Below are 16,153 nucleotides of genomic sequence, written 5' to 3' on the forward strand. Positions count from 1 at the left end.
CCGGCTCAAGTCGGAATTAACGCAAGTATGTTTCCACCAACTTGACCCAATAACAACCACCCAACGGGATCAAATCGTCGTTAAAATTATAATTCGGACTATGAAGAGACGCACTTTCACCATTGCCGATCAAAAGATAGGCTCCGCGCTTTGCCTGAAGCATAAAGGCGAAATCCTCGCTGACAGAAGGAGGGGTCAATTGCGCATCAACCTTTTCTTTTCCGAAAGTATTACGCGCAACGCCAACGGCAAAATCGGTTTCTTCCTTATGATTGAAAAGCATCGGGTAAAGCCGATGATAATTTACCTCTGCCGTGGCGCCGAAGCTTTCTGCCTGTGATTTTACCAGTTTTTCTATGCGGTTTTCCAACAAATCGCGCACATCCGCGCTGAAGCAGCGTACGGTGAGCTCCATTTCGGCTGTGTCCGGAATGACATTATTGGCAAAGCCGGCATGAAAGCTTCCCACCGTTATGATAGCAGCTTCAAGCGGTGGCACATTACGTGAAACGATTGTTTGCAATGCTGTAACAATGGCAGCACCTGCTGCAATCGGGTCAACAGCCTTTTGTGGAACAGCTCCATGCCCCCCCTTGCCAATAACGCGGATTGATACATTATCGCTTGCAGGCATAAACGGACCACTATTAACCGCAATTTTTCCTGCAGGAAGATCCGGCCAATTGTGCATTGCATAAACAGCATCACACGGAAATTTTTCAAACAAACCATCGTCGATCATGGCCTGCGCACCGGCAAATCCTTCTTCGGCAGGTTGAAAAATCACATTGACCGTGCCGTTGAAATTTTTAGTCTCTGCAAGATACCGTGCAGCCGTCAACAACATGGTTGTGTGCCCATCATGGCCACAAGCATGCATTTTTCCTTCGTTCGTACTCGAATATTCAAGATTGGTCAGTTCATGGATAGGAAGAGCATCAAAATCAGCCCGCAAGCCGATCGAATTTTTACCATTTCCTACCTTCAACCGTCCGACGACACCGGTTTTTCCGATGCCCGTTTGAACTTCATAGCCCCATTTTTTTAACAGCTTTGCAACAATATCTGCCGTGCGGTGTTCCTCGTAAGCGAGCTCCGGATGGGAATGAAGGTCGTGTCTCAAGGCCACCATTTCCGGCAAATATTTGGAAATTGCACCGAAAAGCTTTTCGCTTTCCGGTGAAACTTTTTCACTCTTCATTATAAGTCTCCTGATAGCGCCTAAATATTATAACGCTTCTCATCGAAGAGGGCCAATGCGATAGCTCCGATAACCAGAGAAGTCCCGAGATACCAGAACGGCGCCATGTTATTGCTATTCGAATACTTCAACAGAAGCGTCACGATCATTTGCGCTGTGCCACCGAAGATCGAAACCGAAAAAGCATAGATAACCGCAGTTGCTGTTGCACGGATTTTTTGCTCGAACGCCTCCATAACCATCAAAACAGAAAATGTTAAAATAAGTCCGAGGCACCCGACCGCTATAGTGTGGAAAACAAGAAATATGCCGATATGCGAAACAAAGCGGAAAGCAAAATATGACGAAATAAACGCAACCGCGAGAATGATAATGCCGCCGACTTTGCGTCTTTCGAGCTTGTCGCACAAGAAACCGGAAGCAAAAGTGGTTATGAGCACAATAACGCTTGCGTAACTCGATATCAGAAATGCGGTAGAACTGTTGATGTCGGTTACCGTTTTCAGATAATTCGGCATATAGAAAACCAGAATATACATCAAAGCGGTGACGGGAAGGATGAAGAAAATCCCTAAAATTGTCTGTTTCCCGTGCTGCGTTATAAGCTCTTTAAACGGGTGGGTTGTTTTGTTTTCGACAACCGGTGCTTTGAATGTTTCACAAATATGCGCCCGGATATAAAGGCCCACCGGTATAATAACCAATGCAAAGATGAATGGAACACGCCAGCCCCAGCTGTGCATTTGTTCGGGCGTTAGAAAGCCCATCAAACCTGCTGCAAAGAGCGAACCGGTCAAAGAACTCAACCCCTGTCCGAAAAACTGCCAGCTCACAAAAAATCCGCGTTGGTTACGATCGGCTGATTCCATCAACAATGTTGTGGCGGCACCGATTTCTCCACCTGCCGAAAAGCCTTGCAACAAACGACCGAGAACAATGAGGATAGGTGCTACAACTCCGATTGATGTATAAGGCGGAGCAAATCCGATGATAGCGCTGCCACATGCCATGAGAATAATCGTAAGCAACATGGCCGCTTTGCGCCCATGCCGGTCAGCATAAGACCCGATCACAATCGAACCGAGTGGACGCATCACAAAACCGACACCAAAAACCGAAACCGAAATTAACAGCGAGATAAGTGGATCACCCGAGTTGAAGAAAACATTACCGATAATTGCAGCAAAGAAACTGTAAACGGTAAAATCGAAAATCTCGAGAAAGTTTCCGATACCTGCTGCAACAATCAATTTTGTTTTGTTGCCAACAGGATTTAGGGCAATATCGCCCCCGCCATTATCAGGCGTATCGATTAATCCGGCCATAACTGCTATCCCTTGATTTTTCCCCTATTGAATGTTTTTTATTCGCCCAAAGAAATTCGGGCATATAATTTCTTTAGCATCCTATTGAAAATATTAACAATATATTTTCTTAATTATTATCATATCGGTTAATAACTATTGCCGATAAGTTTTCAAACAAAGGACAATCGCTGTGCTGTCACTCAAAGATCCGGTCGCTTTAACGCAGGCACTCATCAGATGTGCATCGGTAACACCACAAGAAAACGGAGTTCTTGAAACCGTCCAATTGTGGCTCGAAGCTATGGGATTTACTGTAGAAAGACCGGTTTTCACAGATAAAGACACACCTGATGTTGAAAACCTTTATGCCAGAATCGGCAAAGGAGGAAAAAACCTTGCTTTTGCCGGACATACAGATGTTGTACCGACAGGCGAACCCCGATTATGGCGTCACCCGCCATTTTCCGGCATCATTGAAGAGGGTAAAGTTTTCGGACGGGGCGCTGTGGATATGAAAGGCGGGGTTGCAAGCTTTATCGCAGCACTCGCACGCTATCTCGAAAGCAATAAACTTGAAGACAGTATCAGCCTTATTATCACCAATGATGAGGAAGGTCCCGGAATCAACGGCACAATCAAACTTCTGAACTGGGCAAAAACAAAAGGTGAAAAATGGGATGCGGCAATCGTCGGAGAACCGACGAATCCCGACCGTTTGGGCGATATGATAAAAATTGGGCGACGTGGTTCACTTTCCGGTATCATTACCGTCACCGGGCATCAAGGCCATGTTGCCTACCCTGAACGAGCAGCCAATCCACTCGATCTTGTTGTAAAATTATGCGAAGCGCTTAAAAATCCGGTTATAGACACGGGAAGCGAAAATTTCGAACCGAGCAATCTCGAAATAACAACCATTGACACGGGAAATCCGGCGACCAACGTCATTCCGCAACAAACTATTATCCGCTTCAATGTGCGTTACAACGATAATTGGACCGCCGAAACCTTGAAACAGGAAATAAAAAAGCGGCTTAACTCGGTAAAAATTGAAAAAACAGGAAAATTTGTTCCGACATTCAAAATCGATTGGGTTATAAGCCCCGGTGGCGTTTTCTTAACAAAGAATGATGAGCTCGTCGGGTGCTTGAGCAAAGCGATCAAATCGGTTACCGGACGCACGCCTGAATTATCAACCTCCGGCGGCACATCGGATGCCCGTTTTATAAAAGATTATTGTCCCGTCGTTGAATTCGGGCTCGTAGGGAAAACCATGCATATGGTCGATGAATGTGTAGCAACCGATGATCTTGAAGCACTGACAAAAATTTACGAAAATTTCTTGAAAGCGTTTTTCCAATCCTGAAAAATTAGCCAAATTTCCGGATAAACGACAGACAAAACAGACACCGGTTGAAAAACCGCTTTTCAAAGTAGCTTCCTGCTTTTCAAAATTGCGTTGAAATTAGCGAGCTTGGCTTCTTACATACATGTCCTATCGGCTCGTTTAAAATGGTCGATCGCTTGAAGAGCCTTCCAACCGAACAATAATGCCCTTTAACAGCTCTCAAGACAACACAAGTCGAGCCGACCTTACCAATCTAGCTTTTCGGTGTGGTATTATTGTTGCCAATACCTTCAAAGAACTCTTTCATACGGGCAAAAAATCCATGTGACTGCGGCGAGTTTTCATCGACCGAAAGTTTTTCGAATTCTTCGAGAAGTTCACGTTGCCTTTTGCTCAGCTTTTGTGGCGTTTCGATTGCAACCTGAATATAAAGATCGCCCGTTGCCTGTTGGCGCAAAACAGGCATTCCTTTACCCTTCAGCCGGAACTGACGTCCATTTTGCGTGCCTTCCGGCACTTTGACGCGTGTTTTCAATCCATCAAGAGTTGAAACTTCAAAATCTCCGCCAAGAGCAGCAGTTGTCATCGAAATAGGAACACGACAATAGAGATCGGCACCATCACGCTGGAAGAATTCATGCGGTTTGATAGATAGGAAAATATAAAGATCACCAGCCGGTCCACCATGACTTCCCGCATCACCTTCTCCTGCCAGACGGATGCGTGTGCCATCTTCAATGCCGGCGGGAATATTGACCGTCAATGTGCGCTCTTCTTCAATGCGTCCCTGTCCATGACATTTCGGGCACGGATCCTTGATGGTTTCGCCGCGCCCCTGACATGTCGGGCAGGTTCTTTCAATCGAGAAGAATCCTTGGGCACTGCGAACCCTTCCGGTTCCACCACAGGTTGCACAGGGTTGCGGTTTCGAGCCTTTCTTGGCACCGGTTCCCGAACAAAGATCACAGGTGATCGAACCCGGCACCCTGATTTGCGCAGTTTTACCATGGTAAGCCTCTTCCAGAGTGACTTCCATATTGTAACTCAAATCGGCACCGCGCTCTCGTCCGTCGGCACGCTTGCGCCGTGCGCCACCCATCATTTCTCCGAAAAAATCCTCGAAAATATCGGAAAAACCGCCCGCAGCAAAACCACCGCGTCCGAATGGATTTCCGCCACCGGCACCGCCATTTTCAAAAGCAGCATGACCAAAACGATCATAAGCCGCACGCTTTTGCGGATCCTTTAAAACTTCATAGGCTTCGCCTATTTCTTTGAATTTTTGTTCCGCCTCTTTATCACCGGGATTTCTGTCCGGATGATATCGCATGGCAAGTTTCCGAAATGCAGATTTGAGCGTTTTTTCATCGCATTCTCGTGAAACGCCCAATGTTTCATAATAATCAACTTTCATCGCTTATTCCTGCAGTTCCTCTGCCATTTATTGACGAGACGACATTTGCCATATTCAAAATTCGCTCGAACGATTGTCGCCGGTTTTAAAAAACCGTTGTCATTTTGGCTTTTATTACGAGCATATTGGCTGTTTTATAACAAAGCCCGCCCTTTTGATAAAAGGTCGGGCTTTTTTCAATTTTACAAGGACATAAGATCAATTATTTCTTGTTCTTCTTATCGTTGTCGTCGACTTCTTCAAAATCGGCATCAACAACATCGTCGTCCTTATGTTCTTCTTTTGCAGCATCATGGGCTGCATCGGCTTCAGCTTGCGCCTTTGAAGCGGCATACATCGCTTCACCAAGTTTCATGCTGACTTCAGACAATTTCTTGGTTTTTTCAGGAAGACTATCAACATCATCCGACTCGATAGCTTTCTTGACATCCGCGATTGCAGCTTCAATTGCCGACTTGTCTTCAGCCGAGACTTTATCACCATAGTCGGCAAGCGATTTCTCGGTCGTATGAACCAAAGCTTCCGCCTGATTCTTCGCCTCGACACCTTCACGCCGCTTCTTGTCATCGGCAGCATGGGCTTCAGCATCCTTGACCATCTTGTCGATATCGGCATCACTCAAGCCGCCAGAAGCCTGAATGCGGATCTGGTGTTCTTTACCGGTGCCTTTATCTTTTGCCGAAACACTGACAATGCCGTTGGCATCAATATCGAATGTAACTTCGATCTGCGGAACGCCACGTGGTGCCGGCGGAATGCCTACAAGGTCAAACTGGGCAAGCAACTTGTTATCAGCTGCCATCTCGCGTTCACCCTGGAAGACACGAATCGTCACAGCATTCTGATTATCTTCGGCAGTCGAGAAGGTCTGCGATTTCTTGGTCGGAATCGTTGTATTGCGTTCGATCAGGCGTGTGAAGACACCGCCCAATGTCTCGATACCCAAAGAAAGCGGTGTAACATCAAGCAACAGAACGTCCTTGACATCACCCTGCAAAACACCGCCCTGAATGGCAGCACCCATTGCAACAACTTCATCCGGGTTAACGCCTTTATGCGGATCCTTGCCAAAGAAAGTTTTTACAATTTCCTGAATCTTCGGCATACGGGTCATACCACCAACGAGCACGACTTCGTCAATATCGCCAGCGCTCAAACCGGCATCCTTTAATGCAGCCTTACATGGATTAATCGTCCGTTGAACCAGATCATCAACCAATGACTCGAATTTTGCGCGGGTCAACTTCATGGTCAAGTGTTTAGGACCAGTTGCATCAGCAGTGATGAACGGCAAGTTGATTTCCGTTTGCTGCGAAGATGAAAGCTCGATCTTGGCTTTTTCAGAAGCTTCTTTCAAACGTTGCAAAGCAAGTTTGTCTTTTCTCAGATCAATGCCGTTTTCTTTTTCGAATTCTTCGGCAAGATAAGTGACAAGACGCATATCAAAGTCTTCACCGCCAAGGAATGTATCACCATTGGTCGATTTAACTTCAAAAACGCCATCGCCGATTTCGAGAACAGAAATATCGAACGTACCACCGCCCAAGTCATAAACGGCAATTGTCTTACCGTCTTTCTTGTCAAGGCCATAAGCCAAAGCAGCTGCCGTAGGCTCGTTAATGATACGCAAAACATCAAGACCGGCAATTTTACCGGCATCTTTGGTTGCCTGACGCTGGGCATCATTAAAATAGGCAGGAACTGTAATAACTGCCTGCTCGACTTTTTCGCCCAAATAGGATTCTGCCGTTTCCTTCATTTTCTGCAAGACCATTGCAGAAACCTGGGAAGGTGAATATTTCTTGCCTTCTACTTCAACCCAGGCGTCACCATTTTCCCCTTTTACAATTTTATAAGGAACAAGCTCTTTGTCCTTGGTAACCATCGGGTCGTCGAAACGACGGCCAATCAAACGCTTGACCGCAAAAATAGTGCCTTCAGGGTTGGTTACAGCCTGACGTTTGGCCGGCTGTCCAACAAGACGCTCGCCACCCTCTGCAAACGCTACAATAGAAGGTGTTGTGCGAGCACCTTCCGAATTTTCAATAACTTTTGCGTTTTTGCCGTCCATGACAGCCACGCAAGAGTTTGTCGTACCTAAATCAATACCGATTACTTTTGCCATATATCTACTCTCCATCCAGCAAGCTGTCGGGACCTCTACCGAGCATTCCCCAGACAGCTCCTTATCATATGAAAAGCTCGTAATGGCCACTCAAAAATCGGCAACCATAACGAACCTCGTTGACGCGTATATAAGGGCACCCCAATAGACGTGCAAGAGATGTTGGCAAGATTCATATGATAAAGCGTTTTTTTGATATTTTTTGATGGCTTCGGAGCTTTTTTGGCAGCCAAACTGCGAGATTATCCGTCTTTTATGTCACTTGAAGGTCATTTTTAACAAACAAAGCTTGTCTGGTATAAATCCGGCTCTAAAATTCCGACACAAATTCGAACGTATATGTGTGTAAAAAACGAAGTACGACATTTGCAAATAAAACCCGATTATGTTTCTATACGAGTGTTACAAAGTAAATGCGCTCGTATAGCTTTGTAACTTGAATAAAGCACTGTCAGGGCCATTTCTTTATTGATAATTTAACGATAAGAGTAGAACCAAAGCGGTGTGATGACATGAAGCATCAACGCTTCAAAACAGGAGAAATGAAAATGAAAAAGATTCTTGCAGTCTCTTTGGCTGGCCTTTTGGCAGCAGGATCGATGGTATTGGCAGCTGAAGCCCGCAATGCTTCAGGTGACGGTTCAGTTGAAGATAGCTATGTAGAAGGCCAAAAGGAAAAGGCGCCGGAAGCTGACGTTCATCATGATCATGGTGGCAAAGCTGGCCGTCATTTTGGTGACGGTTCACGCGAAGACAGCTACGTACCGGGTGAAAAGAAAGATACACCTATGGACAAAACTGTCATTCAGGACGATGAAAAAGGTGAATCCGACGACGGCACACCGAGAAAATAATCCGATTTTATGCGATAAAGCGAGGCGGGCTTTGACCCGCCTTTTTTATTTTTTAAATGCGTTGCGACTTTTCAATTTTTAAACCGTTCTTCCGGCTGAAAAACGTCCTTAAACGCGAAGAAATAATCTTCTCATTTTCTTTTTTCGGTTAAAAATTAAAAGACATGAAATCCGAAACAGCTTTTCCTGACCAAGAGGCTTGAGGAAAACGGTGATTGCCGCGACCGGTTTGCGACTTATGAAGAATAATCAAACTGCTGATGCCCGAACTTTCAAACTAAGAAGTAAGAAAACTCAGAACCGATCGCCCTTCAATTTCAAAAGAAATGTCCCGCATCTTTTCCCGAAAACAGAAGTAACAAAATCTACTCGCGCATTTTAAAAGCTAAACTATCCCGACGACAATTTTCTTCTACACCGACCGAAAAGCCCCAAGGAAAAAATTGCTTTCAGGATGATGCATCGGACTTTCGGATTTTTATAGCTTACTGTTTATCCAGCTCATAAAATTCACGAATAATCGCCCAACCTTCTTCGGCACTTTCAACATAATTGACGAGTTTCGCATCATCAGGTGAAATCGTCCCTTGTTCGGCAAGATAATCAAGATTGAGAACATTTCTCCAGAATTCACGGCCGAACATCAATATCGGTACACGTTTCATACGACCTGTCTGGATGAGTGTCAGAGATTCGAAAAATTCATCCAACGTACCAAAGCCGCCGGGAAATATTGCGATAACCTTTGCGCGCATAAGAAAATGCATCTTGCGCATCGCAAAATAATGGAAATCAAAACAAAGATTGGGCGTCACATAAGGATTAGGTGCCTGTTCATGAGGCAATACGATATTAAGCCCGATACTGGGAGCACCGACATCGGCCGCACCGCGGTTACCCGCTTCCATTACGCCCGGACCACCACCAGTTATGATGACAAATTCATGATGGTTGGAAGAAGCAGAATATTGCGAACAAAGTCGGGCAAATTTGCGTGCTTCGTCATAATAACGGGAGGCTTGTTCAAGATTTTTCTTCTGTTTCGAATTTTTTGCCGCACGCGCTTCTTTACCCGGTTCGGGAATACGGGCGCCACCAAATAGAACGACAGTCGATTTGATGCCATGCTCGACAAAACTGAATTCGGGCTTCATCAGTTCCAGACCGATTCGTACAGCACGTAACTCGCGCCGCATCATGAAATCTTCATCTACATAAGCAAGGCGATAGGCAGGTGAACGCGTTTGGGCGGTATCGGGAACTTCATGAACTTTGCGGGCATCCTCTTTCGAGTGCGGAAAAGGTGTCCAACCGTTTTTTTCGCCATTAGCCATTCAGGATCTTCCTTTTCATTGACCACAATTGTTTCTTGCATTAGGCCGGAGAGAATAAATGCTGATGCTTTCGACTTACTTAACGGAGACCTAATGCCATGACCAATCTGTCCCAACTGGAATCCATCATTGAAAAGGCGTTTGATGAACGCGAAAAAGTGAATATTTTGACAAAAGGGGAAATACGCGAGGGAGTTGACCATGTACTCGACCTTCTCGACAAGGGAGAACTTCGTGTCGCCGAACGTGAAAATAATGGCAATTGGAAAGTTCACCAATGGTTGAAAAAGGCTGTGCTTTTGTCGTTCCGGCTTAATGCTATGGGACTTATTTCCGGCGGACCCGATCAATCAAATTGGTGGGACAAAGTGCCATCCAAATTCGACGGCTGGAACGCGGATAACTTCGAAAAAGCAGGCTTTCGTGCGGTACCGAATGCGATTGTGCGCCGTTCGGCCTATATTGCACCAAGTGTTGTTTTGATGCCGTCATTCGTCAATATCGGTGCTTATGTGGATGAAGGCACAATGGTCGATACATGGGCTACTGTCGGCTCATGTGCACAGGTTGGTAAACACGTTCACCTTTCCGGCGGCGCAGGCATCGGCGGTGTGCTTGAACCATTACAGGCCGGCCCGACAATTATCGAGGATAATTGTTTTATCGGCGCACGTTCCGAAGTCGTGGAAGGATGCATTGTCCGCGAAGGGGCTGTGCTTGGCATGGGTGTTTTCATTGGCAAATCAACAAAAATTGTCGACCGCGCAACCGGCGAAATTTCCTATGGCGAAGTACCGCCTTATTCGGTCGTTGTTGCAGGAACCATGCCCGGAAGACCGTTTCCGAATGGCGAACCCGGTCCTAATCTTTATTGCGCAGTCATTGTCAAACGGGTTGACGAAAGGACGCGCTCAAAAACATCGGTCAACGAACTTTTGCGCGACTGAAAGCGACTAAAAGTGCTGCCAAGCAAGCTAAAGCCCCCGTCTTTTCAAATGCATTGATAATGCCAAACCGAGAAAGGATGGGGAGAACCGATATCCGGCAAAATTCAACACATTCATAACCATTCGGGCACCTCTATTGCCCGAATGCACAATCCATCTCAATCAATAATTGTCCGAAACAATAATTAAATGCAAAAACAGGTGAAGAGCCGGCTCGCGTCCTCACCCGTTTTTACATTGAAAGAGTGCAGCAGAGTATGCGGGGGTGTAACTCTGCTGCGCCGGGTCATGGTCATAAGAAAGACCAAAACCCAACTGGTTATCAGCCCCTTAAGGTCTGAAAATCAAAACCTTGTGTGAAATTTTATGTGGCAAACTATTAATCGGCTTATTACCGGCCGTCAACTCCCAAAAGTGGATAATTATGTGAAATATTTTTAATCCAGCACTTTATGATTGAAACGGCCGATGCGACACAAAACAGAGATTGCATAGTTCGACATCCGGTCAAAATTAAAAAGCCGAAAACCAAGAAAATTGATAATCAAATCAATGATTTTTCAAAATACGAATCAACGTAGAATTGAATCGTCAGATCGTAAACGCACCTCTATCACCGCGTTTAAAGGATAAGATACATCAAACGCACGACTGATCGCAATTTCAAAAACCGGAACTTTAAAATCCTCATTCCGGCTAATCTTATCACTTGCAGATGGACGTGAAAATGAAGGTTTAGCGAGGAATCTTATTCCTGTTGATTGCAGCAACAAAAACGCCAATTACAAGAAGTTATACGCTACTTTTCGATGTTTTCAGTGACCTTTGGTTACGCGCATTTTCTATTTGTCTCACAAAGACCATATAGAATTCTTGTTGTTTTCACATACAACTTCCACATATGATCATCGTAATACTAGGTGATCAATCGGTCATCTTCAAAGCCTGAATGAATGCTTCTTGAGGTATTTCCACCTTACCGAATTGGCGCATGCGCTTCTTGCCTTCTTTTTGTTTTTCAAGAAGTTTACGCTTACGGCTCACGTCGCCACCATAACATTTGGCCGTAACGTCTTTACGCAATGCACGGATATTTTCACGCGCAATAATCTTGCCGCCAATAGCTGCCTGAATGGGAATCTGGAACATGTGTTGAGGAATAAGTTCTTTCAATTTTTCACACATTGAACGGCCGCGTTTCTCGGCTCCGGACCGGTGCACGAGAATAGAAAGTGCGTCAACCGGTTCACCATTGACCAGAATACTCATTTTGACGAGATCACCTTCCCGATAATCGGTTACGTGATAATCAAAAGAGGCGTAGCCTTTGGAAATCGACTTCAAACGATCATAGAAATCGAATACGACCTCGTTGAGCGGCAGATCATAGGTAACCATCGCGCGTGTACCGACATAGGACAGGTCTACCTGAACCCCGCGACGATCCTGACAGAGTTTTAAAATTGAACCGAGATATTCATCCGGCGACATAATTGTGGCGCGTATCCACGGCTCTTCAATGGAAGCAATTTTAACAACATCAGGCATATCGGCCGGATTATGCAACTCTTTCACCGACCCGTCGGTCATATTGATGCGATAGACGACAGAAGGAGCCGTGGCAATAAGATCGAGGTTAAACTCGCGTTCAAGCCGTTCTTCAATAATTTCGAGGTGCAAAAGCCCTAAAAAACCGCACCGGAAACCGAAGCCAAGAGCAGCGGAAGTTTCCATTTCATAAGAAAAACTGGCATCATTCAAACGAAGCTTGCCCATTGCCGCACGAAGATCGGCAAAATCATCCGCATCAACCGGAAAAAGTCCGCAGAAAACCACCGGTTGCGCGGGCTTGAACCCCGGCAAAGCATGGTCACAAGGACGATGATCTTCCGTAATTGTATCGCCAACGCGGGTATCCGCCACTTCCTTGATAGAAGCGGTAATGAAGCCTAATTCACCCGGCCCCAAGTCTTCAATCGTTGCCATTTTGGGAGTGAAAACACCCACCCGCTCGACCGGATATTTTGCGCCGGTGCCCATCATGCGGATTGTCTGGCCTTTTTTCAAAACCCCGTCGATCACGCGCACAAGAACAATCACACCGAGATAGGCATCATACCAGCTATCGACCAGCATTGCTTTAAGCGGCTTGTTGAGATCACCTTCACGGGGGGCTGGCAGTTTATGGACAATAGCCTCGAGAACCTTGTCGACGCCCATGCCGGTTTTTGCGGAAATCTCTATTGCATCGCTTGCATCAATGCCGATCACTTCCTCAATTTGTTCTTTGACACGTTCAGGCTCGGCCGCAGGCAGATCAACCTTGTTGAGAACAACAACGATTTCGTGATTGTTGTCGATTGCCTGATAGACATTGGCCAGAGTTTGCGCTTCCACACCTTGCGACGCGTCGACAACAAGAAGTGACCCTTCACAGGCAGCAAGAGAACGCGAAACCTCATAGGCAAAGTCGACATGGCCCGGTGTGTCGATCAGATTCAAAATGTAGGTTTCACCATTTTTTGCCTTATAATGGAGCCGCACCGTTTGTGCTTTGATGGTGATGCCACGTTCGCGCTCGATATCCATCGAATCGAGCACTTGTTCTTTCATTTCCCGCTGGGCAAGACCACCCGTCATCTGGATGAGCCGGTCAGCCAGAGTTGATTTTCCGTGGTCAATATGGGCCACGATGGAGAAATTCCGAATATGGTCGCGATCTACTGTCATGAAAAGCGATTTAGCAAGGAACGCAAAGAAACGCAAAGCCGAAATGAATGTTGGATAGCAAGTTTGCAGAAATCTTCTTCATTCCACAGACGAGCGCATAAACATTGCCCGATTTTTACCTGAAATTCCGATTATTTTTTTCGTTTTGAGAAAACTTCTTTAAACAACGACACAAACCGGAAATAGTGCAGTTTCCGGTTTTTTATAAAAAGTCATGACTTTTCGAGTGAGCCGCTTTCATTAAATCGTCTACGTCTATTTTCTTAAAAAGGAATTTTTTGTTTTTCCGGCAAGCTTTTTATCATTCTTGCGCCATTGCCCGCCTTTTCGGCTTCAATTCTGAAACGAGAATGCCCACAATGATGCAAAATGCCCCGAGAATTGCAAGATGTGGCAGGCGTTCGCCGGCAATCCAGCCGACGAGGCCTGCCCATACCGGTTCACCGGTATAGATGATTGTTGCGCGCGTTGGTGAAACCGATCGTTGCGCCCAATTCATTGTAAGCTGGATGAGAGCACTCATTGCAGCCAAACCCAATCCTGCCGACGCCCACCCCCAAGAAAATGCCGGAACGGTTTCGCCGTTAAACGGCATTGCAGCAAAGGAAAGGAAGCCGGCGACAAAAAGCTGAACAACAGTAACACGCCGGCTATCAACCCGACCGGCAAAAAAGCTGATAAAGACAATTTCCGAGGCAATTGCAAAAGCCGATAAAAGTGTGAGAATTTCGCCCTTTGAAAAATCTATTGCATGAATTCCTTGCCCTGAAACCAGAAGTAAACCGATAAACGCAAAGCTTATACCGATAAAACTCGTCAAACGTGGTTTTTTACGTAAAACTATCCACTGCAAGAGCGGTACAAGTGGAACATAAACAGCCGTAATAAAAGCCGATTGGCTGCTTGCAATCGTCTTCAATCCAGCAGTTTGTAAACTATAGCCGAAAAATATCGGAACGCCGATGACTGCACCGGCGAAAATATCATGAATTCCAAGATTTTTGAGACTTTTCCGAAAAATAACGCCCGCAAAAATACCGGCAAGAATGAAGCGGAACCCGACAAAGAAGAATGGTCCGGATGAACGCATCGCCAGATGCACGATAAGAAAGGTTGTACCCCATAGAAAAGTTATGCCGATCAAAGCGAATTCTTGTCTCGTCAGGACAAAGAACGCTTTTTCTTTCTCTTCTTCCATTCAGCCTGCCCCGTTCAGGCGCGCTACAAGATTATGGAGAAAACTTTCAAGTTCCGGTGCTTCAATATCAACGAAAGCCGGAATTTCTTTATCCTCTTTGTGACCAACCAGAATTGTCGTCATGCCGAGTTCTTTACACGTTGAAAGATTGGCAAGATTGTCTTCAAACATTGCCGTTTTTTCCGGATCGATTGAAAAATGCCCCAAAAACCGGTCATAAGCCTGCCGATATGGCTTGGGAAGAAAATCGGTAAATGTGACATCATAAATGCCATCGAAACATCCGGTTAATCCGCGGTGGGCGAGAACACGCTCTGCATGAGCACGGTCACCATTTGTGAAAATGAATTTGCGGCCGGGCAAGCTTTTAATATCTTCGGCAAGCTGCGGATCTTTTTTTAATGGCGAATAATCGATATTGTGAACATCTTGCAGATAATCTTTAACATCGACGAAATATTCTTCGATCAAACCACGTAAAGCGCCGCCGTAATTTTTGCGGAAATATTGCCGAAAACGGTTGACCTCTTCATCATCGTCAAGTTCGAGCTGTTTTTTGACATAGGCGCTGATACGTTTGTCAATCTGCGCCCAAAGCCCGCTTTCTCTCGGATAAAGTGTATCATCAAGATCGAATACCCAAACATTGACGGCTTCGAACCTGGACAAAATTTCTTCGTTCATCATGGCACAATCAACGTACCTGCACCGTGTTCAGTGAAAAGTTCAAGCAACACCGAATGGGCAGTTTTACCATTCAGAATGACAACGCCTTCGACACCGCGATTGATTGCCTGAATACAAGTTTCGACCTTGGGTATCATACCACCGGATATAGTCCCGTCTTGAATAAGGTCTTCACATTGCTTGACTGTCAGCTCTTTATAGAGTTTGCCGGCGTTATCAAGGACACCGGGCACATCTGTCAAAAATAGCAAGCGTTTGGCTTTAAGAGCACCGGCAATAGCACCGGCAAAAACATCGGCATTGATGTTATAGGTATTGCCGTCCCTTCCCGGTGCAACGGGCGCAATGACCGGTATCATTTCCGACCGGGCAAGCAAATCAAGAAGTGTACGGTCAACCTCGACCGGTTCGCCAACATATCCCAAGTCGAGAATGCGCTCGATATTGGAATCGGGATCGATAATCTTTTTCCGGGCTTTTTCGGCAAAAACCATATTGCCATCCTTGCCGCAAAGACCGATTGCCCATTCGCCTTCGGCATTGATCATTGCAACAATTTCCTTGTTGATCGAACCGGCCAGAACCATTTCGACAACCTCGACAGTTTTTGAATCTGTTACACGAAGTCCGCCTTCGAACTTCGATTCAATCCCCATTTTCGAAAGAAGCTTTGCAATTTGCGGCCCACCGCCATGAACGACAATCGGATTGATGCCGGATTGTTTGAGAAGGGCAATATCGCGCGCAAAGGCATGTCCGAGTTCAGGATCTCCCATGGCATGGCCGCCATATTTCACCACAACCGTTTTGTTCTCATATTTTTGCATATAGGGCAAAGCTGCAGAAAGCAGCGCAGCCTGTCTTTCGGCAACTTCGGCAGCATTGGTTGTCGGTTCATCCATTAAAATTGCCCTCCTCGGAAGTACTGCAGGATCGATACTGCCTTTTAATAACAGGAAATCTTATTGCCTAAAACTGTTAATACACAAGATAAAGTTATCGCGATCC

The 16,153-nt window shown here is 45.8% G+C and carries 12 protein-coding genes; 3 read left to right on the top strand and 9 right to left on the bottom strand.

The window, feature by feature from the left end:
• Nucleotides 1-16: 16 nt before the first annotated feature.
• Both PEB0122_RS01715 and PEB0122_RS01720 read right to left on the bottom strand, forming a co-directional pair.
• Nucleotides 17-1,201, bottom strand: coding sequence for a M20 aminoacylase family protein (locus tag PEB0122_RS01715; protein WP_075913722.1), 1,185 nt, complete (start codon nt 1,199-1,201; stop codon nt 17-19).
• A 20-nt stretch (nt 1,202-1,221) separates the two neighbouring features.
• A complete protein-coding gene (locus PEB0122_RS01720) occupies nt 1,222-2,526 on the bottom strand; it encodes an MFS transporter (RefSeq protein WP_075915333.1) in 1,305 nt (434 codons plus the stop codon).
• A gap of 172 nt (nt 2,527-2,698) precedes the next feature.
• Here PEB0122_RS01720 and dapE point away from each other — a divergent pair, with 172 nt between their 5' ends.
• On the top strand, nt 2,699-3,874 hold the full coding sequence (dapE, locus tag PEB0122_RS01725) for a succinyl-diaminopimelate desuccinylase (RefSeq protein WP_075869553.1): 1,176 nt from the start codon (nt 2,699-2,701) through the stop codon (nt 3,872-3,874).
• A 235-nt stretch (nt 3,875-4,109) separates the two neighbouring features.
• Here the strand turns inward: dapE and dnaJ are convergent, their stop codons facing one another.
• Both dnaJ and dnaK read right to left on the bottom strand, forming a co-directional pair.
• The gene (gene dnaJ, locus PEB0122_RS01730) at nt 4,110-5,270 is read right to left on the bottom strand and encodes a molecular chaperone DnaJ (protein ID WP_075869552.1); all 1,161 of its coding nucleotides are present in this window, start codon (nt 5,268-5,270) and stop codon (nt 4,110-4,112) included.
• A 202-nt stretch (nt 5,271-5,472) separates the two neighbouring features.
• Nucleotides 5,473-7,395 (bottom strand): molecular chaperone DnaK, encoded by a 1,923-nt coding sequence (dnaK, locus tag PEB0122_RS01735; RefSeq protein WP_075869551.1) that lies wholly within the window; start codon nt 7,393-7,395, stop codon nt 5,473-5,475.
• Between the two features lie 548 nt (nt 7,396-7,943).
• Here dnaK and PEB0122_RS01740 point away from each other — a divergent pair.
• Nucleotides 7,944-8,249 (top strand): hypothetical protein, encoded by a 306-nt coding sequence (locus tag PEB0122_RS01740; protein WP_075869923.1) that lies wholly within the window; start codon nt 7,944-7,946, stop codon nt 8,247-8,249.
• A gap of 485 nt (nt 8,250-8,734) precedes the next feature.
• Here the strand turns inward: PEB0122_RS01740 and PEB0122_RS01745 are convergent, their stop codons facing one another.
• Nucleotides 8,735-9,583, bottom strand: coding sequence for an LOG family protein (locus tag PEB0122_RS01745; RefSeq protein ID WP_075913725.1), 849 nt, complete (start codon nt 9,581-9,583; stop codon nt 8,735-8,737).
• Between the two features lie 98 nt (nt 9,584-9,681).
• Here PEB0122_RS01745 and dapD point away from each other — a divergent pair, with 98 nt between their 5' ends.
• The gene (gene dapD / locus PEB0122_RS01750; protein ID WP_075915334.1) at nt 9,682-10,530 is read left to right on the top strand and encodes a 2,3,4,5-tetrahydropyridine-2,6-dicarboxylate N-succinyltransferase; all 849 of its coding nucleotides are present in this window, start codon (nt 9,682-9,684) and stop codon (nt 10,528-10,530) included.
• A gap of 924 nt (nt 10,531-11,454) precedes the next feature.
• Here dapD and lepA read toward each other — a convergent pair.
• The 4 genes from lepA to argB all read right to left on the bottom strand — a co-directional run bounded on the left by lepA (nt 11,455) and on the right by argB (nt 16,047).
• A complete protein-coding gene (lepA, locus tag PEB0122_RS01755) occupies nt 11,455-13,260 on the bottom strand; it encodes a translation elongation factor 4 (RefSeq protein ID WP_075869548.1) in 1,806 nt (601 codons plus the stop codon).
• Between the two features lie 301 nt (nt 13,261-13,561).
• Nucleotides 13,562-14,458: a DMT family transporter gene (locus PEB0122_RS01760; RefSeq protein WP_075915335.1), complete on the bottom strand. Its 897-nt coding sequence runs from the start codon at nt 14,456-14,458 to the stop codon at nt 13,562-13,564.
• Nucleotides 14,459-15,145, bottom strand: coding sequence for a pyrimidine 5'-nucleotidase (locus PEB0122_RS01765; protein ID WP_143238488.1), 687 nt, complete (start codon nt 15,143-15,145; stop codon nt 14,459-14,461).
• Complete coding sequence (argB, locus tag PEB0122_RS01770; RefSeq protein WP_075869546.1) at nt 15,142-16,047, bottom strand: acetylglutamate kinase; 906 nt, start codon at nt 16,045-16,047, stop codon at nt 15,142-15,144. Before argB ends, PEB0122_RS01765 begins: the two co-directional genes overlap by 4 nt.
• Nucleotides 16,048-16,153: the final 106 nt, after the last annotated feature.

It is taken from the genome of Ditibartonella apis, assembly GCF_001952075.1.
GTDB lineage: Bacteria > Pseudomonadota > Alphaproteobacteria > Rhizobiales > Rhizobiaceae > Bartonella > Bartonella apis.

Bases quoted from the DNA above. Each gene is read 5' to 3' on its own strand.
- PEB0122_RS01715 (WP_075913722.1), bottom strand. From the start codon at position 1,201: ATGAAGAGTGAAAAAGTTTCACCGGAAAGCGAAAAGCTTTTCGGTGCA.
- PEB0122_RS01720 (WP_075915333.1), bottom strand. From the start codon at position 2,526: ATGGCCGGATTAATCGATACGCCTGATAATGGCGGGGGCGATATTGCC.
- dnaJ (WP_075869552.1), bottom strand. From the start codon at position 5,270: ATGAAAGTTGATTATTATGAAACATTGGGCGTTTCACGAGAATGCGAT.
- dnaK (WP_075869551.1), bottom strand. From the start codon at position 7,395: ATGGCAAAAGTAATCGGTATTGATTTAGGTACGACAAACTCTTGCGTG.
- PEB0122_RS01740 (WP_075869923.1), top strand. From the start codon at position 7,944: ATGAAAAAGATTCTTGCAGTCTCTTTGGCTGGCCTTTTGGCAGCAGGA.
- PEB0122_RS01745 (WP_075913725.1), bottom strand. From the start codon at position 9,583: ATGGCTAATGGCGAAAAAAACGGTTGGACACCTTTTCCGCACTCGAAA.
- dapD (WP_075915334.1), top strand. From the start codon at position 9,682: ATGACCAATCTGTCCCAACTGGAATCCATCATTGAAAAGGCGTTTGAT.
- lepA (WP_075869548.1), bottom strand. From the start codon at position 13,260: ATGACAGTAGATCGCGACCATATTCGGAATTTCTCCATCGTGGCCCAT.
- PEB0122_RS01760 (WP_075915335.1), bottom strand. From the start codon at position 14,458: ATGGAAGAAGAGAAAGAAAAAGCGTTCTTTGTCCTGACGAGACAAGAA.
- PEB0122_RS01765 (WP_143238488.1), bottom strand. From the start codon at position 15,145: ATGATGAACGAAGAAATTTTGTCCAGGTTCGAAGCCGTCAATGTTTGG.
- argB (WP_075869546.1), bottom strand. From the start codon at position 16,047: ATGGATGAACCGACAACCAATGCTGCCGAAGTTGCCGAAAGACAGGCT.